Origin of the sequence: Bradyrhizobium sp. ORS 278 (assembly GCF_000026145.1) — a bacterium.
GTDB lineage: Bacteria > Pseudomonadota > Alphaproteobacteria > Rhizobiales > Xanthobacteraceae > Bradyrhizobium.
The window spans coordinates 6,327,404-6,350,657 of record NC_009445.1; the positions used below are offsets into that span (position 1 = coordinate 6,327,404).

Below are 23,254 nucleotides of genomic sequence, written 5' to 3' on the forward strand. Positions count from 1 at the left end.
CTCACCGTCCGCCAAGCGTCAACCCTTCGATGCGCACCGTCGGCGCATTGACGCCATAGCGGAATTCCAGATTGCTGGCGGGGGTCATCGACTTGAAGATCTCGAACAGATGGCCTGCGATCGTCACCTCGCTCACGGCGTAGCCGATCTCGCCATTCTCAATCCAGAAGCCCGAGGCGCCGCGGCTGTAATCACCGGTGACGCCGTTGACGCCCGAACCGATCAGGTCGGTGACATAGAAGCCCTGCTTGATGTCGGAGATCAGCTCCTTCGGCGTCACGACGCCGGCCTCGAGATGCAGATTGAACGGGCCCGGCGACGGCGAGGACGAGACGCCGCGATGGGCGTGGCCGGTGGTGACGAGGCCAAGCTCGCGTGCCGTCGCGGAGTCCAACAGCCAGGTGGTGAGCACGCCGTCATCGACCAGCGCCGTCTTCTTCACCTTGACGCCCTCGGCATCGAACGGCTGCGAGCGCAGGCCCCGCGGACGCAACGGATCGTCGATGATGCGGATGCCCTTGGCGAACAATTGCGCGCCGAGCTTGTCCTTCAGGAAGCTGGTCTTGCGCGCGATCGAGGCGCCGTTGATAGCGCCGACGAGATGGCCGACCAGCGAGCCCGACACACGGGGATCGAACACGACCGGGACCTGGCAGGTTGCGACCTTGCGGGGGTTGGCGCGCGCCACCGCGCGCTCGCCGGCGCTGCGTCCGACGGCGGCCGGCGCGAGCAGGTCGGCGCCATGCGGCGCGGCCGTGTAGTCGTAGTCGCGCTCCATGCCGGTGCCTTCGCCGGAAATCGCGGTCGTCGAGATGCTCTGGCTCGAGCGCAGATAGGCGCCGTGAAAGCCGCTGCTCGTCACGAGCACCATGCCGCCGATACCGGCCGAGGCCGACGCGCCGCCGGACTTGGTGACGCCCTTCACGGCGAGGGCGGCGGCCTCCGCCTCCTGGGCGCGCCGCTCCAGCTCGGTCGTCCCAGGGATGTTCGCGTCGAGCAGATCGAGCTCGGGAATGTCGCGCGCCAGAAGCTCGGGATCGGCGAGGCCGACATATTTGTCGTCGGGCGCCACGCGCGCCATGGCCACGGCGCGCTCGGCGAGCCGCGCCACGCCATCGCCGCTGACATCGTTGGTCGACACCACCGCCTGCCGCTTGCCGACCAGCACGCGCAAGCCGACATCGTCGCCTTCGGAGCGTTCCGATTCCTCGACGCGCCCGTCACGCACCTCCACGCCCTGCGAGATGCCGCGCACGGCGATCGCATCGGCGGCATCGGCGCCGGCCTTCTTCGCGGCCTCGACCAGCCGCTCGGCAAGCGTTCTCAGGGCGGACTGATCGAGCAGATCTGAATGGGCGGAGGTCGATGATGCAGCAGCTGTTGGGGAGGAGGTCACGAACACGATCCGATCGATGTCAGGTGGCGGCGAAGACGGCTCAATCCAGACGAAATGTGGCCTGATCACGCCGACTTCAAGCAGCAGGTCAAGCACCACATCGGATTGTCGGCAAATCGGCAACGTCTCGTCAATCATGCTGGGCAAGCGCTTGTCAATCATGACGGTAAGAGGATCAGGCGTGAGGACTGATTAACCAGGCTTCTTAAGCGGATACGGGCCGCTCGCGTGGCAAGGTCTCACGCATCGACCGGGAACATAATCCCGGCGGGGAGACCGAGCCGTGAGGCGTCAAACAGCAACAGGCGGAAGCAATTCCGCTGGGTCGGGCCGCGTCCTGCGGCTCGACCCTCTTTCCCTGCCCATCTCGTACAGCGCGCACGACACCCGTGCCGATGGCGGGATCCGGCAGATCGAATTGCACCGGGAGCGCGTGGTCCTGCGCCGTGCCGTGAGCGGCATGCGCATGGCCGTGAACGTCCGGGTCAGCGATTTCCTCGGCATCGCGCTGCGCGAGGTCGACGACACGCAGATGATGCTGATCCTCTTGCACCGCGACCCGTCGCTGAGCATCCCGATCTGCGTCAGTGATGATCAAGACGAGATCGTGAGGGCCTGGGCGATGTGGAGCGAGACCTTCGCGCTGCCGCAGCTTCAAGAACCAAAGCGTGAGGCTGCGCCGCGGCGCCGGCGCCGCAACGCCATCCGCTCACGCCGTCCACGTTTCCTGATGCGGCGCCGTGTCGGTCACCTGCTCAATCCGGCCCCGGTCCATCGCGGCGAGCGCGAGATCATCGCGCGGAGCTGATCAGCTCGCGCGCAACACGGCATCGATCAGGAGAGCGGCGAACAGCAGCAATCCTGCGTCGCGGTTCGACTTGAAGACGCGCAGGCACAGCGCGGGATCCGCAGTGTCGAGCCGGCGAACCTGCCAGGCGAGATGCGCGGCGAAGCAGGCGAGGCCGAGCCACGCCGCGACGCGCACATGAGCGGTGGCGAAGGCTGCTCCGATCAGCACGACCGCGAGCGAATAGAACACCACCAGCGCCAGATGCGTGCGCTCGGCAAACAGCCGCGCCGTCGACTTGATGCCGATCAGCGCGTCGTCCTCCGCATCCTGGTGCGCGTAGATCGTATCATAGGCGATGACCCAGCAGATCGAGCCGGCATAGAGCAGCAGCGCGGTGGCATCGAGGCGCCCGAACGCGACGGCAAAGCCCATCAGCGCGCCCCATGAGAAGGCGAGTCCCAGCACCGTCTGCGGCCACCAGGTGATGCGCTTCATGAAAGGGTAGATCGCGACGATCAGCAGCGACGCGATGCCGGTCAGAATCGCAAACCGGTTGAACTGCAGCAGCACGGCGAGGCCGATCAGAGCCTGCGCCACCAGGAAGGCGAGCGCCCGCTTCACCCCAACCTGTCCGGCCGGGATCGGCCGCGACCGGGTGCGCTCGACCTGGGCGTCGAGATCGCGGTCGGTGATGTCGTTCCAGGTGCAGCCGGCGCCGCGCATCGCGAAGGCACCGACAAAATACAGGCCGACCCAGAGGGGAAGCATCGACAGATCGCCGGAGATGCCGGAGGCCAGTGCGGCCGACCACCAGCAGGGCATCAGCAGCAGCCAGGAGCCGATCGGGCGATCGTAGCGGGCGAGCCGCAGATAGGGCCGGCTCCAGACCGGCGCCAGCGTGTCGACCCAATTGCCGGTCGCGTCAGCAACGCGGACGGCGCTGTCGCTCATCGTGTCAGAACGTTGCCGGTGAGAGTATCGAACGCCGAGCCGCCCTTCTTCGCCGTGTTGGCTTCCGGCAGTGCGGCCGACGTGCCGAGCACGTCGCTGAGACCGGGCGCGGCGGCCGGGCCGCCGCCCTTCTGCATCTGCTCGGCGACGGTGCAGACCTTCTGCTGAATGCCCTCCGTGCCCTTGTGGTTGGCCTTCAGCTGGTCGCCGATCTGGCTCGGAATGCCGCAGCGTGCCGAGTTGGCCTCGACATATTTGATCATCTTGATCTCGGCCTGGCTGAAGTTCTTGAACAGCTTGCAGGCTTCGATCGGCGTCGTCTTCTTGTTCTTGCCCGCGGCCTGAATCAGCTTGCCCCGACGCTCCGCCTCTTCACGCAGAGGGGTGAAATCCCTCATGCAGCTCTCCGACGGGCCGGCCTGCTGAGGAGGTGCAAAACCACCTCCGCCGCCGCCCCCGAAAGCCGCCGGACCAGGCGCGGGAAAGGCATTGGCCGGCGCGGCCATCGGTGCCGGTGCATTGCCGTTGATCGGTGGAAACGGCGACGCGTTGCTCTGGGTCTGAGTCTGGCCCGGCAGCGGCGCGGGAAACGCGCTTTGTGCCATCGCCTGTCCGGCCGAGAGCAGGACTGCGACAACGACGACGGGCACAACGGGATGGCGGATGATCAAGGCTGGTTCTCCGGCAAGACCAAGAATCCTCAACACTTCCGGACGAAAGCGCGATCCAATTCCGGGGCTTTTACGATTCTCGCCCGGCAAGCACAACTGCGGAGTTGACGGCCTCCGCGGCGCAGGGACGCAGCCGGAGTTCCCCATCCCAGAACCGTCCGGCGATCGCCCCGCAATCCTGTCTTCAGGCTTCGATTTCGTTCGATCAGCGCCCTCGCCGCAGATCGCGAGCCGGTCAAGACGACCCGTGCGGTCCCGCGGACGGCCGGAGACCACCGGGCGCGACGTTCCACGTCACGGTGCAGACCTTGCGCATCACCGTCAGCGTGTTTTCGTGATTCGCCTTGAGCTGGTCGGTGATCTTGGCCGGGATGCCGCAGGTCGAGGCGTGCGCGACGGCGTAGTCCAGCATCTTATTCTGGGCGAGTTCGTAATCATGCACCAGCCGGCAAGCCTCTCCGGGCGCGAAACGGCGGCCCGGGGACATCTTCAGGAGTTGGGCCCGGCGGGCAGCCTCGTCGCGCAGCGGCGTGAACTCCTTCAGGCAGCTCTCGGGCGGACGGAAGCCGCTCATGGCAGCCCCGCCGGGAGCCGCCGGCTGCGGCGCAGCGACGCTCTTGTCGTCGGCCCGCGACGTCCTCGCGGGCACCACCATCGCCGTGATGGCTACGGCAAGGGCCCAGGGGGCCCAAGTGGAATGTCTGTTGATCACGGCTGTCTCTCCTCGCCAGGCTCAAAGCCACGGCTTCCGGCGTCACCCCGCATTTGCGCCCGGATGCAAATCGCCCGTCCGGATGCGATCGAAGCGCTAGAATCTGTCGGCAGCACGGCCAAAACGAGCCATCGCGCGCGCACCCTGCAAACCGTTCGTGGCTTTCCGGCCGGCACCCGGTCGGATAAGCAACATCCCTGACCTCACAGCCCAATTGCCATGCCCGATTACGACTTCACCGCCCCTCGCCTGTTCGTCGACGCTCCGCTGATCGAGGGCGGCGCGGTCGCGCTGGATCGCAACCAGAGCAACTATCTCGGTAACGTGCTGCGTCTCGGCGCCGGCGATCAGGTGCTGGTTTTCAACGGCCGCGAGGGCGAGTGGCAGGCCACGATCGCCGGCCGCAAGCGGGCGGACCTGCTGACCATCCAGCAGCGCCTCCGGCCGCAGGACCAGCTCCCCGACATCACCTACGTCTTCGCCCCGCTGAAGCATGCGCGGCTCGACTACATCGTGCAGAAGGCGGTCGAGATGGGCGCGGCCGTGTTGCAGCCGGTCCTCACCCGGCACACGCAGGTGTCGCGCCTGAACGGCGAGCGGATGCGCGCCAATGTGATCGAGGCGGCTGAGCAATGCGGCATCCTCAGCCTGGCCGAGGTCAGGGATCCAGTGCCACTGGAGCGGTTCCTGCGCGAGCGCATGGCCTCACGTCTGCTGGTGTTCTGCGACGAGGCGGCCGAGATCGCCGATCCCGTTCAGGCGTTGCGCGGCGCGGCCGCAAACGCCGGCATCGATCTCCTGATCGGCCCTGAAGGCGGCTTCGCCGCGGAGGAGCGTGAGCTGTTGCTGCGGCAAAGACAGGTGACCAGGTTGGCGCTCGGGCCGCGGATCCTGCGGGCTGATACCGCGGGGGTCGCGGCGCTCGCTTTGCTGCAGGCAACGCTCGGGGATTGGCGACAAAGCCGTTAAGGGCCGCGGGCGATTGTCGCGCAGGAGCGACCATTCGGTGTCGAAACCGCGCAATGAGCATGCTAAGGGGCTGCCGCTGCCCGCCGGGCGGCGCGCATCCCGATTTGGAACCAAGACCGACATGACCGGACCCGCTCCGACCGGACCCGCCGCGTGGGCGGACACGCTGCTGCAGTCCTTCGCCGAGGCCGGCTATGCCCGCGCCGAGCCGGCGATCCTGCAGCCGGCCGAGCCGTTCCTCGACCTCTCCGGCGAGGACATTCGCAAGAGCCTGTATCTGACGACGGATGGCGGCGGCGAGGAGCTCTGCCTGCGCCCGGACCTGACCATTCCCGTCGCGCGCGACTATCTCGGCTCGGCTCGCGCCGGCCAGCCCGCCGGATTCAGCTATCTCGGCCCGGTGTTTCGTTACCGCGGCGGCCGCCCGAGCGAGTTCCTGCAGGGCGGCATCGAATCGTTCGGCCGCCAGGATCGTCCCGCCGCCGACGCCGAGATGCTGGCGCTCGCCATCGAGGCGACAGCCGCGGCCGGCCTTGCCGAGGTCGAGATTCGCACCGGCGACGTCGCGCTGTTCACGGCCTTGATCGATGCGCTCGATCTTTATCCGGTGTGGCGGCGCCGGCTGATCAAGGACTTCAACCGCCAGCGCACCTTGGCTCAGGATTTGGAGCGCCTGGCGACGGCCGAAGTGGCACCGCGCAACGAATATGAGGGCGTGCTCGCCGCGCTGGCCGGCTCAGACCGCAAGGCAGCGTTGGCGCTGGTCACCGACCTGATGTCGATCGCCGGCGCCACCGCCGTGGGTGGCCGCACGGTCGCCGAGATCGCCGATCGATTCCTGGAGCAATCCACCCTGAAAAGCGGCGCACTGCCGCGCGACGCGCTCGACCGCATCAAAAGATTTCTCGCCATCAGCGGCAGCCCGGCTGACGCCGTCAAACAGCTCCGCGCGCTCGCCGCCGACGCCAAGCTCGACATCTCGGCTGCGATCGACGCCCTGGACGCGCGCACGGCCTTCATGGCCCAGCGCGGCATCGACGTCGCCAGAGTGCGCTTCGCCACCGCATTCGGCCGCGGCCTCGACTACTACACCGGCTTCGAGTTCGAGCTGCACCACCCCGGCAATGGCGACGAGCCGCTGGTCGCCGGCGGCCGCTATGACGGCCTGCTGAACCAGCTCGGCGCCGCGTCCTTCATTCCGGCCGTCGGCTTCTCGATCTGGATCGAGCGGCTGGCGCAGAGCAGCACGGCGGGCAAGGCCGCGCGCGGGAGAGCATCATGAGCGGCCCCCTCGTCCTCGCCGTTCCTTCCAAGGGTCGCCTGCAGGAGAACGCGGAGGCGTTCTTCGGCCGCGCCGGGCTGAACCTGTCCAAGCCGGGCGGCGCGCGCGACTATCGCGGCACGATCTCCGGTCTCGACAATGTCGAGATCGCCTATCTCTCTGCGAGTGACATCGCCTCGCAACTGGCACGCGGCACCGTGCATCTCGGCGTCACCGGCGAGGACCTCGTGCGCGAGGAAATCACCGATGCCGACAAGCGCGTGCTGCTGATCGACACGCTCGGCTTCGGCGGCGCCAATGTCGTGGTCGCCGTGCCGCAGGCCTGGATCGACGTCCGCACCATGGCCGATCTCGACGATGTCGCCAGCGGCTTCCGCGCGCAGCACAATCGCCGCATGCGCGTCGCCACCAAGTACATCAATTTGACGCGGGGCTTCTTCGCCAGCCACGGCATCGTCGACTACCGCATCGTCGAGAGCGCCGGCGCCACCGAGGGCGCGCCGGCCGTCGGCACCGCCGAGCTGATCGTCGACATCACCTCAACCGGCTCGACGCTGGTTGCGAACGGGCTGAAGGTGCTCGACGACGGCGTCATCCTGCGCAGCCAGGCCAATCTCGTCGCGTCGCGCGACGCCGACTGGTCGGAGGGTCCGCGCGAGAGCGCCCGCATCATCCTCGACCATATCCATGCCCGCGCGCGCGCCAGCAAGTACCGCGAGGTCCGCACCCGCTTCAAAGGTTGCGACGCAGCAATGCTGACCGAGGCGCACAACCGCTTCGGGGTCGTCGCGCCGTTCGGCGGCCCGACATCGTCGGGCATGCTGACCCTGCATTGCCCGCCGGCGCAGATCTACTCGCTCGGCAGCTTCCTCCGCGCGCATGGGGCGGAGACGGTGTCGGTCGCCTCGCTCGACTACGTGCTCGACCGCGAGAATCCGCTGTTTGCCCGCCTCGAAGCCTTCCTGCGATCATAAATCGCCGTTCATCGTAGCGACAGGCAGCGGCAGCTACCATATGTTGGTGGGCGAACGAGGATGCTGAGCAATGCTGGGAACTGACGTGTCCGACCTGACCACGACCGCGGCGGATGCCGCGTCGCAGGGCCTGTCGATCGTTATCCCCGTCTACAACGAAGGCGCGGGACTGACGGCGCTGCATGAGCGGCTGAACACGCTCGCCCGCACGCTGCGGCAGCGCTTCGGCTTGGCTTGCGAGCTCGTCTATGTCGACGATGGCAGCCGCGACAACACGCTGGCGATCGCGCGCAACCTGCAGGCCGATGCGCTCGACGTGCAGGTGGTGTCGCTGTCGCGCAATTTCGGCAAGGAGGCAGCGCTGATGGCCGGCCTCGATCATGCCCGCCGTGGCGCCGTGCTGTTCATGGATGGCGATGGGCAGCATCCGCCGGCGCTGGTCGAGCAGCTCGTCACGCACTGGATCAAGGACGGCTATGACGTCGTCTATACGGCCAAGGCACATCGCGACAACGAGCCGTTCCTGCGCCGCGTCGCCGTGCATGGCTTCTACGCGCTGATCAACTGGGGGGCGCGGCAGAAGATTCCGGAGGATGCCGGCGACTTCCGCCTGCTGTCGCCGCGCGCCGTTGCAGCACTTCGCCAGCTGCCGGAGCGCAACCGCTTCTTCAAGGGCCTCGCCAGCTGGATCGGCTTCCGCCAGATCCGCGTCGACTACGAGCCCGCCGCACGGGCACACGGCGTCACGACCTTCAACGTGACGAGCCTGCTCGGCCTGTCGATCGAAGGCCTGACCTCGTTCTCGGTGGCGCCGCTGCGTTTCGCCAGCCTGCTCGGAATCCTGCTCGCCTCAGCCGCCTTCCTGTTCGGCCTCTCGATCCTGTGGGAGACCTTCACCACCGGCAAGTCGGTGCCCGGCTATCCCTCGCTGATGGTCGGCCTGATGACGATCGGCGGCGTGCAGCTGATCATGATCGGTATCATGGGCGAATATATTGGCAAGATCCTCTCCGAGCTGAAGGCGCGGCCGATCTACTTCGTCGCCGAGCACAGCGAGAAGCGCGCCACCTTGGACGCGCGCAGCGACGGCGAGAGGAACGCCGCCGAATGAGCGAGGCGCCGCACCGGCGCATCTGGCTGTGCGCGGATGACTATGGCATCAGCCCCGGCGTCAACAAGGCGATCCGCGACCTGATCGCCCGCGGCCGCCTGAACGCGACCTCGGTCATGACCGTCGGCGCGGCGATCGGACGCGACGAGGTGGCCGAGCTGACCAAGGTCGCCGCCGACAGCCCGCGTTGCGCCATCGGCCTGCACGTCACGCTGACCGCGCCCTTCCGGCCGCTGACGATGCATTTCCGTCCCGCCGAGGGCGGCATGTTCCTGCCGTTTCCCAGGCTGCTGCGCGCAGGGCTGCTGCGCCGCCTCGATCCGGAGATGATCCGCGCCGAGGTGGCGGTTCAGCTCACCGCCTTCGGCGAGCTGTTCGGCCGGGCGCCGGATTTCGTTGACGGGCATCAGCATGCCCAGCTGTACCCGCAGGTGCGCGAGGGTTTTCTGGCCGCCGTCAAGGAGGCGGCGCCGTCGGCCTGGGTCCGCCAGGGCGGCCGCAACCTGCCGCTGATGCAGCGGCTCGCGGCGCCAAAGGCGCTGCTGCTCGACGTACTGAGCGCGCAATTCCGCCGCCACGCCGCGCGCGCCAGAATCCCCTTCAACCCCGCTTTCGCTGGCGCCTACGATTTCACGAAAGCCTCCGACTTCGGGGCGCTGATGGACGGCTTCCTGAACGACCTGCCGGAGGATGGACTGGTGATGTGCCATCCCGGCTTCGTCGACGACGTCCTGATCGAGCTCGATCCGCTGACCGTGCAGCGCGAGCACGAGCATGCCTATCTCGCCGGCGAGCACTTCCCGGACCTGCTCGCGCGCCGCCAGATGACGCTGGCCTGAACCTTTCGCGCCAGCGGCGAACAAAATGCCGGCTGGCCGCGTTTGCGTCGCAAGCCCGGCAGACGCTTTGTCGCATACGGAAATTTAATCCGCAGCCCAACTAGCCGCACCACAAAGTCCCCCTAGATCTTGGCCGCGCTTCGCCGGAACAAGGCCAAGCGGCAGGAGAACCACATGACACCGCAAGAACGCCAACTCATCGACGATCTGTTCGACCGGCTTGCCAAGTTGGAGAATGCGCCGCGTGATCCGGAGGCTGCCGCCGCCATCGCCCGAGGGCTGCAGCAGGCGCCCAATGCCGCCTATGCGCTGGTGCAGACGGTGCTGGTGCAGGACGAGGCCTTGAAGCGCGCCAATGCGCGGATCGAGGAGCTGCAGCACGCTCAGAGCGCGCCGCAGGCGCAGTCCGGCAGCTTCCTGGATTCGATGCGCGACAGCATCTTCGGCTCGACCGGCAACCGTGGCTCGGTGCCGAATGTGCCGCCGCCGTCCCCGAGCCGGCCGGTCTGGAACAGCGGCCAGGCGATGCCGCCAGGCTATCAGGGCCAGCCCGGCTATCCCGGCCAGCCCGGCCCTTATGATCAGGGCGGCTTCGGCCAGCCGCGCGGTGGCGTGTTCGGCGGCGGTGGCGGTTCGTTCCTGGGTACGGCCGCGGCTGCGGCGGCCGGCATGGTCGGCGGCTCGCTGCTGCTCGGCGGCATCCGCTCGATGATGGGCGGCGGCTCGCATCAGGCGTTCGGCGACACCACGATCATCGAGGAGCGTGGCGGCGGTGCCAGCCCGTGGGGCGGCGACGCGTCCAGCGGCTCGCTGGCGCGTGACGCCGGCCTCGACGATATCGGCCGCTCCGGCGACGGCGGCAGCCGCGCCGGCCTGTTCGACCAGGCCAATTACGACGACAGCGGCAACGACAGCGATCCCGCCGATTTCGACGGCGACGACGGCTATGGCGGCGACGACGACGGCGGCAGCGACTACGCCTGAGGCCCTCTCACACCACGGAAGGAAAAGGCCGCCCCAGGGGGCGGCCTTTTGCTTGATGGCCGGGATGACGGAGCGAGACCTAGAGCACGATGACCCGGGTGCCGACATTCACGCGCGTATAGAGGTCGATGACGTCCTCGTTGCGCATCCGGATGCAGCCCGACGACACGTTGGTCCCGATCGTCCAGGGCTCGTTCGAGCCGTGGATCCGATAGAGCGACGAACCCAGATACATCGCGCGGGCGCCGAGCGGGTTCTGCGGTCCGCCCTCCATGTGGCGCGGCAGATCGGGGCGGCGCGCCAGCATCTCCGCCGGCGGCGTCCAGTCCGGCCATTCGCGCTTGGCCGAGATCGTCTTCACGCCCGACCAGGTGAAGCCGGGCCGGCCGACGCCGATGCCGTAGCGCAGCGCCCTGCCCTCGCCCTGAACCAGATAGAGGAACTTGTTAGGTGTATCGATGACGATGGTCCCCGGCCGCTCCTTGCCGTCATAGTCAACGACCTGTTTCTCGTATTTCGGGTCGAGCGGGCGCTGCGTCTGATCATACGCCTCCTCGTCCGGGTATCCCTGCTGGGGCACGGCGCCCGGCGCGGCCTGCGGCGGCCCGTAATAGGACGGCTGCTGCTGATACATCGGCTGCCCCGGCGGCGGCGCGCCGCGGCCGCCTTGCTGATCGCCGAACAGGAATTCGATGAAGCCGCCGCCCATCCGCGAGCGTTCGACATAGGCCGTGCGCACCGGCGCGCTCTGCGGCGGCGGCCCGCTATAGATCACCGTCGGCTGCTGAAATCCCGCCTGAAATCCCTGGGCCGCAGCCCGGTCCAGACCGCAAGAGAAGACGCATGCGCCGGCCAGCAGCGCTGTAGGGACTAATCTGAACATCGACGTACTCTGTACTGTTTCGTCTGGAGATCGTTCGTCGCACGAGGCCAGCAGGCCGTCGCTTATCGTCAATAAAGAGCAAAACCCGCTCGCTTTGGTAAACGCGGGCCCTTTCGGGATTCACCATTGCTGCATGCGGACGCGGATTTGGTAGCTAGCGTTACTATTGAGTGAAGCCCTGGGATGATGGTTAACCGATCCTGTCAGCACACGAGATCGCGGCGCCTGCGCCAGTTCCTGGCGTGAACGCGATGTTAAATAGGCACAGCTTAGAACTGAGCGCAGCAAGAGGTCAGGGATACTATCATGGCTGTTCGCAAGCGTTTCCGTATCGAAGAAGCAATCGTCGGCCATATGCCGGAGCCCGACTTCGTGGGCGGCGAGATCGGCCCCAACCACAAGGAAATCATGGACGAGCTGCGCGCCATCCGCGCCCAGATGGCCAACGCCATTCGCAGCGGTGGACACAGCACGGCCGCCGCAGCCATCGAAGAGTCTGCCCAGCGCGAGGTCGCCGAGGCGCGCGCGCTGCTCGAGACCTATCGCGCGCAGATCGAGCAGTGCGAGAAGCTCAAGGTCGAGCTCGACCTGATCCACGACGCGATCAACCGCACCAAGGGCGAGATCGCCACTCTCCACGCCAAGAGCTTCAACGGCGAGGAAATGGCCAAGGTCAATGGCGAGCTCGGCGCCGTCGTCGGCGGCACCGAGCAGGCCACCCAGCAGATCCTCGAGGCCGCCGAGGCGATCGACCAGGCCGCCAGCGCACTCGGCAAGGTCGACTCCGCCGACCAGCAGAAGATCTTGAGCGAGGACATCCAGGAGCGCGTGGTCTCGATCTTCGAGGCCTGTAACTTCCAGGACCTGACCGGCCAGCGCATCAACAAGGTCATGACCACGATGAAGTTCATTGAGCACCACATCGTGGTGATGATGGACATCTGGGGCGGCGTCGACGCCATCAAGGCGCATGTGCCGCCGATCGTCGACACCCGCGAGGGCGACGCCAAGCTGCTCAACGGTCCGAAGATGGACGGCGACATCGGCCACGCCTCGCAGGACGACATCGACGCGATGTTCAACTGAGCGGCGATCCGCCTTCACACCCGACAAAAACGCCGGCGATCCGCCGGCGTTTTTCATGGATGTCCTCACGTCTCGACATACGCCCGGATCTCAGGCGCGCGGTCCGCAGCGGACATAGACCATGGTCTGGTAGCGGGTGGCAGCATCCTTGTCGACGAAGCGGGTGATCAGCACCCGTCCGTCGAACGAGATGACCTCGCGATCCTGCTCGCCGGCCGGCGGTCCCGCAGGACCGATGTAGTTCTTGCCGCTGGCCGAGCCCTTCAGCCGCAGTTCCTGCGGGGTCGCCTGGTCGGCCAGATGCATGATCACGCCGCCGGATTGTCCCTGGCCGATCGTATAGGGCTGCTTGCACTGCGCCAGCGCCATCTTCTCGGTACGGGCGCGGTCATTGGGATTGTTGTAGGCGGCAAGGCCCCACTTCCCCACGAGATCCTCAGCCCGAATCGTCGCCGGAACCTCCGGCTCGATGGGCGCCTCGGTCTGCTGCATGGGAGACGACGGCGACAGGCTGAAGCCCGTGCACGCTCCCAGAAGCATCGTGAGCGCTGACGCGACACCGAAATTGGCGATCGGTCGCGCGCACCGTGAACTCGTCATGGCATCCCCTTAAGGAACAAGAACGTGGCTGCCCCACCCGGCAACCAAGCGCAAAACGCGCGTCAGAGCAACGACGTCGGTTGACGACGCCGCTCCACTAACATGTCTCGCCCAGGACAACATCCCCTGAACAGCCTGAACAATGGCTTAACCATCCGGCCCTTGCTTGACAGGAACAGCGGCAAGCCATATTCCGGCGATGGCCTTTAGCACTCGGAGGGCACGATTGCTAAAGCCCCGAGTCACATGGTCCCACCTGGGCGCCAAATGTGGCCGGATTCAGAAATCCCGGACAATCACCGTTACCAAAGCACCCGCAAAGGGACCTGTCATGGCCAAATCGAAGTTTCGTCCCCTGCATGATCGCGTCGTGGTTAAGCGCATCGACGCCGAAGAGAAGACCAAGGGCGGCATCATCATTCCCGACTCCGCCAAGGAAAAGCCCTCGCAGGGCGAGGTTGTCGCCGTCGGCCCGGGCGGCCGTGACGAGAGCGGCAAGCTGATCCCGATCGACGTCAAGGTCGGTGACCGCGTGCTGTTCGGCAAGTGGTCCGGCACCGAGGTCAAGCTGGACGGCGAGGAGCTCCTCATCATGAAGGAGTCCGACATCATGGGCGTGGTCGCCTGATTCGAACCGTCTGATCCGAAACGCCTGGGGCGGCCACAGCGGCCCCAGGCGATAGCGCTTTTACAACCTCGCTCAGGCGGCAGACGGGCGTTCACGCCCCTGGCCTGCCGAGGCCCACATCCAGGAGAGTTTCAAATGGCAGCCAAGGACGTCAAATTTTCTGGCGACGCGCGCGACCGCATGCTGCGCGGCGTCGACATTCTCGCCAACGCCGTCAAGGTGACGCTCGGCCCGAAGGGCCGCAACGTCGTCATCGAGAAGAGCTTCGGCGCTCCGCGCATCACCAAGGACGGCGTCACCGTCGCCAAGGAGATCGAGCTCGAGGACAAGTTCGAGAACATGGGCGCGCAGATGCTGCGTGAGGTCGCCTCCAAGACCAACGACCTCGCCGGCGACGGCACCACCACCGCGACCGTGCTCGCCCAGGCCATCGTCCGTGAGGGCGCCAAGGCGGTTGCCGCCGGCATGAACCCGATGGACCTCAAGCGGGGCATCGACACCGCGGTGGCCGCCGTCATCAAGGACATCGAGAAGCGCGCCAAGCCGGTCGCGTCCTCCGCCGAGGTCGCCCAGGTCGGCACCATCTCCGCCAACGGCGACGCCGCGATCGGCAAGATGATCGCCCAGGCGATGCAGAAGGTCGGCAACGAGGGCGTCATCACGGTCGAGGAGAACAAGTCGCTCGAGACCGAGGTCGACATCGTCGAGGGCATGAAGTTCGACCGCGGCTACCTGTCGCCGTACTTCGTCACCAACGCCGAGAAGATGACCGCCGAGCTCGACGACGTCTACGTGCTCTTGCACGAGAAGAAGCTGTCGGGCCTGCAGGCCATGCTGCCGGTGCTCGAAGCCGTCGTGCAGTCGGGCCGTCCGCTCCTGATCATCGCCGAGGACGTCGAGGGCGAGGCGCTGGCCACCCTGGTCGTCAACCGCCTGCGTGGCGGCCTCAAGGTCGCCGCCGTCAAGGCGCCGGGCTTCGGTGACCGCCGAAAGGCCATGCTCGAGGACATCGCGATCCTGACCGGCGGTCAGCTGATCTCGGACGATCTCGGCATGAAGCTCGAGAACGTCACGATCAAGATGCTCGGCCGCGCCAAGAAGGTCGTGATCGACAAGGAGAACACCACGATCGTCAACGGCGCCGGCAAGAAGGCCGACATCGAGGCGCGCGTTGGCCAGATCAAGGCGCAGATCGAGGAGACCACCTCGGACTACGACCGTGAGAAGCTGCAGGAGCGCCTCGCCAAGCTCGCGGGCGGCGTCGCGGTGATCCGCGTCGGCGGCGCGACCGAGGTCGAGGTCAAGGAGAAGAAGGACCGCGTCGAGGACGCCCTCAACGCGACACGCGCCGCGGTGCAGGAAGGCATCGTCCCCGGCGGCGGCGTGGCCCTGCTGCGCGCCAAGAAGGCGGTCGGCCGCATCACCAACCCGAACTCGGACGTCCAGGCCGGCATCAACATCGTGCTGAAGGCGCTGGAGGCTCCGATGCGCCAGATCGCCGAGAACGCCGGCGTCGAAGGCTCGATCGTGGTCGGCAAGATCCTCGAGGAGAAGTCCGAAACCTTCGGCTTCGACGCCCAGACCGAGGACTATGTCGACATGGTTGCCAAGGGCATCATCGACCCGGCCAAGGTCGTCCGCACCGCGCTGCAGGACGCCTCGTCGGTCGCCGGCCTGCTGGTCACCACCGAGGCCATGGTCGCCGAGCTGCCGAAGGACGCGGCGCCTGCGATGCCGGCCGGCGGCGGCATGGGCGGCATGGGCGGCATGGGCTTCTGAGCCCAACCCAGTCTCAAGCCCCCATCACGAGACGTTCACGAAGGCCGCCTCCGGGCGGCCTTCTTTTTGGCCGAGTGTCCGAGTGGGGGTGCAGTGATTGCAAATCGGCGCTACAGCTAGCGCCGATTCCGCTCCCACAAGGATTTTCAGATGCGCGCGATTTTGCTTGCGCTGGCCGTGATTGCAGCGGCCGCGCCGGAACTCGGTTGGGCCCAGAGCAAGAGCGGGACCAAGGCCCCCGCCAACGAGACTCGCTACTTCACCGCCCTCGACGGCCTGATGGACGGCAATGCCGACGTGATCCTGAAGGAGACGCGCCAAGGCAAGACCGTCACCGCGGCCACGCTCGATGTCTGCTATCCCGTCGCGAAGAATTCCGATCGCAAGGATCGCTTCGTCGTCAACCTCACCGTCAATGGCCAGACCCTGACCGGCGCGACCCAGAGCAACGGCGCCAAGGAGCCTGTCACGGTGAAGCTGACGCGCAAGCCGACCGGTGACAATTTCGAGTTCCGCGGCCAGATCGTCATCGGCAAGACGGTGACCGAAGTGGCGTCGACCGACAACGCCGATGTCAGCGAGAAGGAGTTCCAGGAGAGCCAGTCGAACGACGACGGCATCACGGCGCAGCCGAAGGACTTCACGGATGTGTCGCCGGAGGCCGTTTCCGTTCGCCTGAAGCTGGATGCGGTGCCTGATTTCTTGAAGAGTCTGAAGGGCGAGCATGTGGAGGTCTCGCTGTCCAGCCTGATCGTGAGCTGCGACGCCTTGCGCGCGGGCGAGCAGACCATCAGCATGACGGTGGATCCCGAGCGCGCCGGGGCCCTGATCGCGAAGGCGCGCGCGACGACCGGCGTTGTCACGGCCGGCTGGACCGCAGGCACGGTCGAGATGGACCGCACCATCCGCTTCGCCGCGGCCGACTGGCGCGACGGCGACAAGATCAACCGCGACAAGCTGGCAAACGCGATCTCAGACGTGCTTGCGAAAACCTATGCCGCCAAGCCGACCAGCGCCGCCTGGAACCCGGTGACCGGCAAGCTGAAGCTGACCTTGAAGCGACCGAGCCAGCTGATGCCCTCGCTCGACCTCACTGATGTCATCGAGCTCACCGGCCTGGTCTCGCCCGACAAGCCCGGCGGAGCCGACGCGCTGATCCTGTGGATCAGCAGCCCGACGACGACCACCGTCGACGAAAGCTCCGCTGCCAAACTTATCCTGTCCGACGAATCGTCGGGCGATGAGGAAAGCGATGCGCGCGACGACAGCGGCACCATCGAGGAGCTCGCCAAGGCCTTCAAGGCCAAGCGCTGGGACGCGGACAACTCGGTGTGGAAGTAAGGCCTCCCCTTTCCTGAGCATGGTCCTTTGAAAGCTGGTTTATGTTTTCCGGACCATTCTTGACCGGGCCGTGTTTGAAACGAGCGTTTGGCGGGAACGACCGTCATTCCCAGGTTGAGCTGTCGCCTTCTCCACCGCTGTCATGCTCCGCGAAGGCGGAGCATCCAGTACTCCGCAGCAGAAGATATTGAAATGAGATGTCACGGCGTGCTGGATCGTCCGCCTTCGCGGACGATGACAGCGGAGGCCTGCATCTCGATATCATTGTGACGAGAAGCCTGGAGATGCCTGCCCCGGCTCAATTCGTGTTCAGCCGGAAGCGCAGCGTCTTCGGGCCGATGAAGGTGATGAGATCGCCCTGGCGCTTCCAGTTGGTCGCCGCGCTCAGCGCGGCGATCAGTTCGTCATCGGCCTGGGCACGCGCCGCAGGACAGTTGCGGTCCTCGATGGTGCCTGCAATGAACACGACGGTGTTGCCGGCCACCGAGAACTGACCCTTGCCGCCCTTGCACCAGAGCTCCAGCACGGTCTCTCCATTATCGCCGATGTCGAGATCCGGCACCCGCTTCGAGCCAGGCTGCGGCAGCGCGTCGAGCGTCATCTCCATGCCGAACGGAAACTCCTCCGCCGACGCGGCGGCCAACGGCACCCCCGACATCAACAGGCTTGCAACCACACCGGCCATGGTCCGCATCATGGTTGGCGTCATGGCTCGCTTCACAACTCGCATCGTTCCTCTCGACAGATCATCACGCACGGGGCCGCCTTGTAGGCGATCGGCTGAGTGGCCGCCAGCACGGCTCCCGCAGAAATGTGGTCCAAACATAGCAAACCCCGCGCCGCGGTTGCGGCGCGGGGTTTTTGTCGCAGGCGTGGTGCTACTTCAGCACCATCGCGGTGAACGGGTAGACATAGGCCTGCAGGGTCACGAACAGGCCGACCAGACAGGCCAGCACGATCGAGTGCAGGAAGACGTAGCGCAGGATCGAGCTCTCATGGCCGTACCAATTGGTGGCGGTCGAGGCGACGACGATCGATTGCGCGTCGATCATCTTGCCCATCACGCCGCCCGAGGAGTTGGCCGCCCCCATCAGGATCGGCGACAGGCCGAGCTGCTCGGAGGTGATCTTCTGCAGATTGCCGAACAGCACGTTGGAGGCGGTGTCCGATCCCGTCAGCGCCACGCCCAGCCAGCCGAGCAAAGTGCCGAAGAAGGGATAGAGCACGCCGGTCGCGGCGAAGGCGAGGCCCAGCGTCGCGTCGACGCCGGACAGGCGCGTGAGCGTGCCGATCGCGAGCATCGCCGAGATCGTGATCAGCGAGATCGCGCAGAGACGGATGGTGCGGCCATATTCGGCGATCAGCTTGCCCGGTCCGACGCCCATCAGGAAGCCGGAGATAATCGCCGCGATCAGCATGCCGGTGCCGGTGAAGGTCAGATAGGTGAACGAGAACACCGCGCCCTCGGGCGTCGGCTTCGCGGCCACCGGCGGCATCTTGTTGATCAGCTTGTCGAGCTCCGGCACCGGATAGCTCCAGGTGAAGATCGAGTTCGCCCAGCTCTTGAAGGCGCCGTTACCCCAGATCAGCATGATGATGCAGACGATGATCCAGGGCAGCAGCGCGCCCCACAGCTCGGCCTGCGTCAGCGGCGTACGGTCGAGCGGCTTGGCGGCCGCCATGGTGGCGGCCGATTCGTCGCGGCCGCGCAGCGCCGGCGACAGCCACAGCTGTTTCGGCTGCCAGACCCTCAGGAACAGGATCAGCGCGCCCATCGAGATCAGCGAGGCGCCGATGTCGACGATCCACGGATTGATGTAGTTCGAGATCAGGAACTGCGGGACGGCGAAGGACACGCCGGTGACCAGGATCGCGGGCCAGATGTCCTTCATGCCCTTCCAGCCGGCGAACGCCCAGATCACCCAGAACGGCACGATCAGCGAGAAGACCGGCAGCTGCCGGCCGACCATCGCGCCGAGGATGTAGGGATCGAGGCCGGTGACCGAGGCGAGGCCCTGGATCGGCGTGCCCAGCGCGCCATAGGCGACCGGCGCGGTGTTGGCGATCAACGACAGGCCGGAGGCGGCGAGCGGCGAGAAGCCGAGGCCGATCAGCACGGCACCGGTGATCGCCACCGGCGTGCCGAAGCCGGACGCGCCCTCGAAGAACGCGCCGAACGAGAACGCGACCAGCAGCAGCTGCAGCCGGCGATCTTCCGTCACACCGCCGATCGCGCGCTTGAGCAGCTCGAAGCGGCCGGTCGAGACCGTCACCTGGTAGAGGAAGATGACGTTCAGCACGATCCAGCCGATCGGGAAGAAGCCGGTGACGACGCCGAGCACGGTTGCGCGCAGCGACATGTTGGCCGGCATGGTGAAGACGAAGATCGTGATGATGTTGGTCAGCACCACCGCGATGATCGCGGCGATATGCGCCTTCACCTTGCCGCTGGCGATCAACACCAGCAGCGTCACCACCGGGACGGCGGCGGCCAGCGTCGACAGCGCCGGGCTCCCCAACGGGTCGTAGACTTGATTCCACATCGTGACTTCCCCCCAATTCTTGTTGTTGGACCCGGTCCGGCGGGGCGGATCAGGTCTGTCTGCAGGTGCCACGACCGTACGGGGACGGTCACGAAACCCGATCACAAACACGGCAGCGCCCCACTCTGCTCAAATTCTCGCGAAATCTGGCAGCGGCTGGGGTGCCTCTTGTATGCAGCATGCTACGGTTTGCCGCACGTGACCGACAAGCCGGTGGTCGCCGGGCACCTTACGACTTTCGTCTAGACAGGCGCCCCAGGGTACGGAATTCTCGTTCCACGCCAGCCTGTTAAGCCCGTTTCTGAGGAGCAGCCTCTCTGTGAACAATTTGCGCTCGACGCTCGCCATCGTGTGGCGGATCGCCATTCCCTATTTCCGCTCCGAGGACAAGGTCGCCGGCCGCGCTCTGCTCGCCGCCGTCATCGCCATCGAGCTCGCGCTGGTCGCGATCGACGTGCTGGTGAACCAGTGGCAGGCCCGGTTCTATAACGCGCTGCAGGAATACGACTGGAACAGCTTCATCTGGGAGATCGGCGTCTTCGTCGTGCTCGCGACGACCTTCATCGTGCTCGCGATCTACCAGCTCTATCTCAATCAATGGCTGCAGATCCGCTGGCGGCGGTGGCTGACGGAAACCTACCTCCGGCACTGGCTCAACAATGCCAATCATTACCGGATGCAGCTCAAGGGCGACGCGGCCGACAACCCCGACCAGCGCATCGCCGAGGACGTCAAGCAGTTCGTCGAGCAGACGCTCTACATCACGGTCAACCTGCTCAGCTCGGTCGTGACGCTGGCCTCGTTCGTGGTCATCCTGTGGGGCCTCTCGGAAGCGGCGCCGCTGACGCTGTTCGGCATGGAGTACAATATCCCCGGCTACCTGGTCTGGGCGGCCCTCGTCTACGCCATCGCGGGGACAGCGCTGACGCACTGGATCGGCTCACCGCTGATCAACCTCAATTTCGAGCAGCAGCGTTTCGAGGCCGATTTCCGCTTCAATCTGGTGCGCGTTCGCGAGAACTCCGAGCAGATCGCGATGCTGCGCGGCGAGGCGGCCGAGCATGGTCTGCTGTCGAGCCGGTACGGCCGCGTGGTGCAGAACTGGTATCAGATCATGACCCGGACCAAGCGACTGACCGCGGTGACGGCCGGCTACTCACAGGTCGCGACGATCTTTCCCTATGTCATCGTCGCGCCGGCCTATTTCGCCAAGAAAGTGCAGCTCGGCGGCATGATGCAGACGGCGTCGGCGTTTTCGAGCGTGCAGCGCGCGCTGTCGTTCTTCGTCAACACCTACCGCACGCTGGCCGACTGGCGCTCGACCGTCGCCCGTCTCGACGGCTTCGAGATGTCGATCGCAAGCGCGGCCAAGCTCTCCGGCGAGCCGCAGACCATCGACGTCGTCAGCCATGCCGGCGACAGCATCGAGCTCGCGCAGCTGCTCTTGAAGCTGCCGAACGGCCTGCCGCTGATCGCGGCCGACGATTTCTCCATCAGGAGCAACGAGCGGACTCTGCTGACCGGCCCCTCCGGCGCCGGCAAGTCCACCTTGTTCCGCGCGATCGCCGGCGTCTGGCCGTTCGGCAGCGGCGCGATCAGTGTGCCCGGCCATGCCAAGCTGATGATGCTGCCGCAGCGGCCGTACTTCCCGATCGGCGCCTTGAAGGACGCCGTCGTCTACCCGGCGGGGGCGGACGCATTCGGCGTCGAGCCCATCAAGCAAGCGCTGGTCGCGGTCGGCCTGCCGCAGCTGGCCGACCGGATGGATGAGGACGGGCACTGGAACCGGATGCTGTCGCTCGGCGAGCAGCAGCGTCTGGGGATCGCCCGCGCCCTGCTGCACGCGCCGCAATTCCTGTTCCTGGACGAAGCCACGGCGTCGCTGGACGAGCCGAGCGAGGCCCGGCTCTACGAGGTGATCGCCGAAAAGCTGCCGCAGACCACCGTGGTCTCGATCGGCCACCGCTCGACGCTGCACGCGTTCCACGACCGCAGGGTCGAGCTGTTTCGGGACGGCGACCGGTTCTCGCTGCGGACGGCCGCGCGGGCCGCCGACGCCCCCGCGGGCGGAGCGGAGTAGCGGCCCGCCCGGTGGGACATTGCGGGGACGTGAACACAGGCGCGTGTCAGGCCTCCGACGCATGACGGCCGGGCCGGCCGCGATAGGCCTGAACATGACCAGGTTTCCAGTGTGCTGCCCGCGCGCCCGGCATCTCCGACCTGGCGAGGGCGCCGTGCGACGGCGTCGGCACAAAAGCAAAGGGCGGCAGATTGCTCTGCCGCCCTTTCGAAAAGTCCGATCCGCCGTGGCGATGATTACTTCAGGTTGGTCATCGCGGTCAGGTCGAAGGAGAGCTTGGCGATGCCGGTGGCGCCGCACCAGTTGGAGCCTGCGCCGAACGGATTGTTGCCGGTGACGGGAGCCGTGCCCACCGCCGCGTTGAACGCACCCGTGAAGACGCTGCAATCGCCCTTCGACAGGTTGGAGTCGGAGTAGCGCAGATCCAGCGTGAAGACCTTGTAGGTGAAGCCCACGCCGATGTTCCAGGTGTTGTAGTCGGCGTAGTGGATGCCGTTCGGGAACGCCGGGGTGCCGTAGAAGCTGTCGGTCCGTCCGAACCACTGGCGACCGAATTCACCCGACACGTACATGCCGACGCCGCTCGAGCCGAACAGGGTCGACGGGGCGGTGTACTTGGCCGTGGCCGAGGTGTAGTTGCCCCAGGCGCCGGAGTTCAGGAAGCTCGGGGTGTAGAACTCGGTCACGCCGAACGCCCAGTTGTCGTTCACCGTGTATGTGCCCTTGCCGTAGACTTCGAAGAAGCTGACGTCCTTCTTCATGGTGTTGCCGTTCAGCAGCAGGTTGGCGGCGCACTCTGCACCCACGGGACGGCCGGTGAAATCGGTCGCGGCGCCGTAGAAGCAGGTCCCGCCCGGATACAGGTAGCCCCACACGCCGATGTCAAAGGCGAAGGCGCCGAAGGTCGGGCGGATACCACCGTACACGTCGATCTCGGCCGCGGCGCGGTTGGTGAACGAGATGCTCTCGCCGGCGACGCCGACGTAGAACTGCAGGTCCTTGTTGACGTTGAAGCGCGGCTCGAAATAGGCCGTCACGGACGGCTTGTGGTTCGACTGGGTGATGCCGCGGAACACGTAGTCGCTGACGATACCGCCGCCGAATGCGATGTCCCAGGGATCGAACGCCGGAGCCGGAGGCGCCTTCAGGGCCTTCACCGCCATGTCAGCGGCCGAGGCCGAACCCGAAAACATTGCCAGCGCCGTTGCCAACAAAGCCAACTTCTTCATGAGAATCCCCATCACCCTAGGTTCTAAGCATCGACCCCGGACCGGCCCCCCAGGGCACAACACGATCGACTGCGTCATCCGGACGCAATTTGTGACAAGGTCCGGCCGCAGGTGAAGCAAAAAAGCACGGCATCTGCCGCCTTTTTGGGCGTTTTGACAAATCTACGGCAGGTTGTCGGGGCGTGTTGCATTTGAACAACAAATTTCCGTGTAGCTGCGCATCCCCCCGTGCAGATAAAGCGGGCCGCACCCGGGATTTTCTACGTCGGACGACATCGAATCACGCCGCAAGGACCCGCGGATTCGCCCGGCCGTGGATTCACGGGGGTGGCTGCGGCCGCGAGTCGTCAACAAACAAACGAGGCCGCAGCGCTTGTCGCTGCGGCCTCGTCCGGCCCGTCTCGAT

21 protein-coding genes are annotated in these 23,254 nt (G+C 66.2%); 12 read left to right on the forward strand and 9 right to left on the reverse strand.

Translation table 11 applies throughout. The features are described 5' to 3' along the window. Position 1: 1 nt before the first annotated feature. Positions 2 to 1,396 carry a TldD/PmbA family protein gene (locus BRADO_RS28385; protein ID WP_012029642.1) on the reverse strand — a complete coding sequence of 465 codons (1,395 nt, stop codon included), beginning with the start codon at positions 1,394 to 1,396 and terminating at the stop codon, positions 2 to 4. A 283-nt stretch (positions 1,397 to 1,679) separates the two neighbouring features. Between BRADO_RS28385 and BRADO_RS28390 the strand changes: the two genes are divergently transcribed. Beyond that, the gene (locus tag BRADO_RS28390; RefSeq protein WP_012029643.1) at positions 1,680 to 2,204 is read left to right on the forward strand and encodes a DUF6101 family protein; all 525 of its coding nucleotides are present in this window, start codon (positions 1,680 to 1,682) and stop codon (positions 2,202 to 2,204) included. Here BRADO_RS28390 and ubiA read toward each other — a convergent pair whose 3' ends face one another. From ubiA to BRADO_RS28405, 3 genes are all read right to left on the reverse strand, one after another. Next, positions 2,205 to 3,137: a 4-hydroxybenzoate octaprenyltransferase gene (gene ubiA / locus BRADO_RS28395; RefSeq protein WP_012029644.1), complete on the reverse strand. Its 933-nt coding sequence runs from the start codon at positions 3,135 to 3,137 to the stop codon at positions 2,205 to 2,207. Then, positions 3,134 to 3,808 (reverse strand): hypothetical protein, encoded by a 675-nt coding sequence (locus BRADO_RS28400; RefSeq protein ID WP_012029645.1) that lies wholly within the window; start codon positions 3,806 to 3,808, stop codon positions 3,134 to 3,136. The genes ubiA and BRADO_RS28400 overlap by 4 nt, the downstream gene beginning before the upstream one ends. A 235-nt stretch (positions 3,809 to 4,043) precedes the next feature. After that, positions 4,044 to 4,520 (reverse strand): hypothetical protein, encoded by a 477-nt coding sequence (locus BRADO_RS28405; RefSeq protein ID WP_041757078.1) that lies wholly within the window; start codon positions 4,518 to 4,520, stop codon positions 4,044 to 4,046. A 219-nt stretch (positions 4,521 to 4,739) separates the two neighbouring features. Between BRADO_RS28405 and BRADO_RS28410 the strand changes: the two genes are divergently transcribed. The 6 genes from BRADO_RS28410 (at position 4,740) to BRADO_RS28435 (ending at position 10,679) form a co-directional block, all read left to right on the forward strand. Next, positions 4,740 to 5,489, forward strand: a complete 750-nt coding sequence (locus BRADO_RS28410) for a 16S rRNA (uracil(1498)-N(3))-methyltransferase (protein WP_012029647.1) — start codon at positions 4,740 to 4,742, stop codon at positions 5,487 to 5,489. A gap of 121 nt (positions 5,490 to 5,610) precedes the next feature. After that, entirely contained in the window at positions 5,611 to 6,771 is a 1,161-nt protein-coding gene (locus BRADO_RS28415; protein WP_012029648.1) for an ATP phosphoribosyltransferase regulatory subunit, read from the forward strand. Continuing rightward, positions 6,768 to 7,745, forward strand: coding sequence for an ATP phosphoribosyltransferase (gene hisG, locus BRADO_RS28420; RefSeq protein WP_012029649.1), 978 nt, complete (start codon positions 6,768 to 6,770; stop codon positions 7,743 to 7,745). The genes BRADO_RS28415 and hisG overlap by 4 nt, the downstream gene beginning before the upstream one ends. A gap of 70 nt (positions 7,746 to 7,815) precedes the next feature. Next, positions 7,816 to 8,856 carry a glycosyltransferase family 2 protein gene (locus tag BRADO_RS28425; protein ID WP_012029650.1) on the forward strand — a complete coding sequence of 347 codons (1,041 nt, stop codon included), beginning with the start codon at positions 7,816 to 7,818 and terminating at the stop codon, positions 8,854 to 8,856. After that, positions 8,853 to 9,695 carry a ChbG/HpnK family deacetylase gene (locus tag BRADO_RS28430; protein ID WP_012029651.1) on the forward strand — a complete coding sequence of 281 codons (843 nt, stop codon included), beginning with the start codon at positions 8,853 to 8,855 and terminating at the stop codon, positions 9,693 to 9,695. The genes BRADO_RS28425 and BRADO_RS28430 overlap by 4 nt, the downstream gene beginning before the upstream one ends. Positions 9,696 to 9,869: 174 nt before the next feature. Then, positions 9,870 to 10,679 carry a DUF2076 domain-containing protein gene (locus BRADO_RS28435; RefSeq protein WP_012029652.1) on the forward strand — a complete coding sequence of 270 codons (810 nt, stop codon included), beginning with the start codon at positions 9,870 to 9,872 and terminating at the stop codon, positions 10,677 to 10,679. 79 nt (positions 10,680 to 10,758) lie between these two features. On the opposite strand, the gene BRADO_RS28440 is transcribed toward BRADO_RS28435, so the two are convergent. Further along, positions 10,759 to 11,562 (reverse strand): L,D-transpeptidase, encoded by an 804-nt coding sequence (locus tag BRADO_RS28440; protein WP_012029653.1) that lies wholly within the window; start codon positions 11,560 to 11,562, stop codon positions 10,759 to 10,761. 306 nt (positions 11,563 to 11,868) lie between these two features. Here BRADO_RS28440 and BRADO_RS28445 point away from each other — a divergent pair, with 306 nt between their 5' ends. Then, positions 11,869 to 12,648, forward strand: coding sequence for a protein phosphatase CheZ (locus tag BRADO_RS28445; RefSeq protein WP_012029654.1), 780 nt, complete (start codon positions 11,869 to 11,871; stop codon positions 12,646 to 12,648). A 90-nt stretch (positions 12,649 to 12,738) separates the two neighbouring features. On the opposite strand, the gene BRADO_RS28450 is transcribed toward BRADO_RS28445, so the two are convergent. After that, on the reverse strand, positions 12,739 to 13,248 hold the full coding sequence (locus BRADO_RS28450) for a hypothetical protein (RefSeq protein WP_012029655.1): 510 nt from the start codon (positions 13,246 to 13,248) through the stop codon (positions 12,739 to 12,741). 331 nt (positions 13,249 to 13,579) lie between these two features. On the opposite strand from BRADO_RS28450, the gene groES reads away from it, so the two are divergent. The 3 genes from groES to BRADO_RS28465 all read left to right on the forward strand — a co-directional run bounded on the left by groES (position 13,580) and on the right by BRADO_RS28465 (position 16,996). Then, the gene (gene groES / locus BRADO_RS28455) at positions 13,580 to 13,876 is read left to right on the forward strand and encodes a co-chaperone GroES (RefSeq protein ID WP_008961387.1); all 297 of its coding nucleotides are present in this window, start codon (positions 13,580 to 13,582) and stop codon (positions 13,874 to 13,876) included. Positions 13,877 to 14,011: 135 nt separating this feature from the next. After that, positions 14,012 to 15,655, forward strand: a complete 1,644-nt coding sequence (groL, locus tag BRADO_RS28460) for a chaperonin GroEL (RefSeq protein ID WP_012029656.1) — start codon at positions 14,012 to 14,014, stop codon at positions 15,653 to 15,655. Positions 15,656 to 15,805: 150 nt separating this feature from the next. After that, positions 15,806 to 16,996, forward strand: coding sequence for a hypothetical protein (locus BRADO_RS28465; protein WP_012029657.1), 1,191 nt, complete (start codon positions 15,806 to 15,808; stop codon positions 16,994 to 16,996). Between the two features lie 298 nt (positions 16,997 to 17,294). Here the strand turns inward: BRADO_RS28465 and BRADO_RS28470 are convergent, their stop codons facing one another. Then, positions 17,295 to 17,654: an META domain-containing protein gene (locus tag BRADO_RS28470; protein ID WP_050781113.1), complete on the reverse strand. Its 360-nt coding sequence runs from the start codon at positions 17,652 to 17,654 to the stop codon at positions 17,295 to 17,297. A gap of 220 nt (positions 17,655 to 17,874) precedes the next feature. Beyond that, on the reverse strand, positions 17,875 to 19,539 hold the full coding sequence (locus tag BRADO_RS28475) for an L-lactate permease (protein WP_012029659.1): 1,665 nt from the start codon (positions 19,537 to 19,539) through the stop codon (positions 17,875 to 17,877). Between the two features lie 319 nt (positions 19,540 to 19,858). Between BRADO_RS28475 and BRADO_RS28480 the strand changes: the two genes are divergently transcribed. Then, positions 19,859 to 21,619, forward strand: coding sequence for an ABC transporter ATP-binding protein/permease (locus BRADO_RS28480; protein WP_012029660.1), 1,761 nt, complete (start codon positions 19,859 to 19,861; stop codon positions 21,617 to 21,619). Between the two features lie 236 nt (positions 21,620 to 21,855). Here the strand turns inward: BRADO_RS28480 and BRADO_RS28485 are convergent, their stop codons facing one another. Further along, positions 21,856 to 22,848 (reverse strand): TorF family putative porin, encoded by a 993-nt coding sequence (locus BRADO_RS28485; protein WP_012029661.1) that lies wholly within the window; start codon positions 22,846 to 22,848, stop codon positions 21,856 to 21,858. Positions 22,849 to 23,254: the final 406 nt, after the last annotated feature.

Coding starts and splice junctions, on each gene's coding strand:
- ubiA (WP_012029644.1), bottom strand. CDS start 3,137: ATGAGCGACAGCGCCGTCCGCGTTGCTGACGCGACCGGCAATTGGGTC.
- BRADO_RS28410 (WP_012029647.1), top strand. CDS start 4,740: ATGCCCGATTACGACTTCACCGCCCCTCGCCTGTTCGTCGACGCTCCG.
- BRADO_RS28415 (WP_012029648.1), top strand. CDS start 5,611: ATGACCGGACCCGCTCCGACCGGACCCGCCGCGTGGGCGGACACGCTG.
- hisG (WP_012029649.1), top strand. CDS start 6,768: ATGAGCGGCCCCCTCGTCCTCGCCGTTCCTTCCAAGGGTCGCCTGCAG.
- BRADO_RS28425 (WP_012029650.1), top strand. CDS start 7,816: ATGCTGGGAACTGACGTGTCCGACCTGACCACGACCGCGGCGGATGCC.
- BRADO_RS28430 (WP_012029651.1), top strand. CDS start 8,853: ATGAGCGAGGCGCCGCACCGGCGCATCTGGCTGTGCGCGGATGACTAT.
- BRADO_RS28435 (WP_012029652.1), top strand. CDS start 9,870: ATGACACCGCAAGAACGCCAACTCATCGACGATCTGTTCGACCGGCTT.
- BRADO_RS28440 (WP_012029653.1), bottom strand. CDS start 11,562: ATGTTCAGATTAGTCCCTACAGCGCTGCTGGCCGGCGCATGCGTCTTC.
- BRADO_RS28445 (WP_012029654.1), top strand. CDS start 11,869: ATGGCTGTTCGCAAGCGTTTCCGTATCGAAGAAGCAATCGTCGGCCAT.
- BRADO_RS28450 (WP_012029655.1), bottom strand. CDS start 13,248: ATGACGAGTTCACGGTGCGCGCGACCGATCGCCAATTTCGGTGTCGCG.
- groES (WP_008961387.1), top strand. CDS start 13,580: ATGGCCAAATCGAAGTTTCGTCCCCTGCATGATCGCGTCGTGGTTAAG.
- groL (WP_012029656.1), top strand. CDS start 14,012: ATGGCAGCCAAGGACGTCAAATTTTCTGGCGACGCGCGCGACCGCATG.
- BRADO_RS28465 (WP_012029657.1), top strand. CDS start 15,806: ATGCGCGCGATTTTGCTTGCGCTGGCCGTGATTGCAGCGGCCGCGCCG.
- BRADO_RS28470 (WP_050781113.1), bottom strand. CDS start 17,654: ATGTCGGGGGTGCCGTTGGCCGCCGCGTCGGCGGAGGAGTTTCCGTTC.
- BRADO_RS28475 (WP_012029659.1), bottom strand. CDS start 19,539: ATGTGGAATCAAGTCTACGACCCGTTGGGGAGCCCGGCGCTGTCGACG.
- BRADO_RS28485 (WP_012029661.1), bottom strand. CDS start 22,848: ATGAAGAAGTTGGCTTTGTTGGCAACGGCGCTGGCAATGTTTTCGGGT.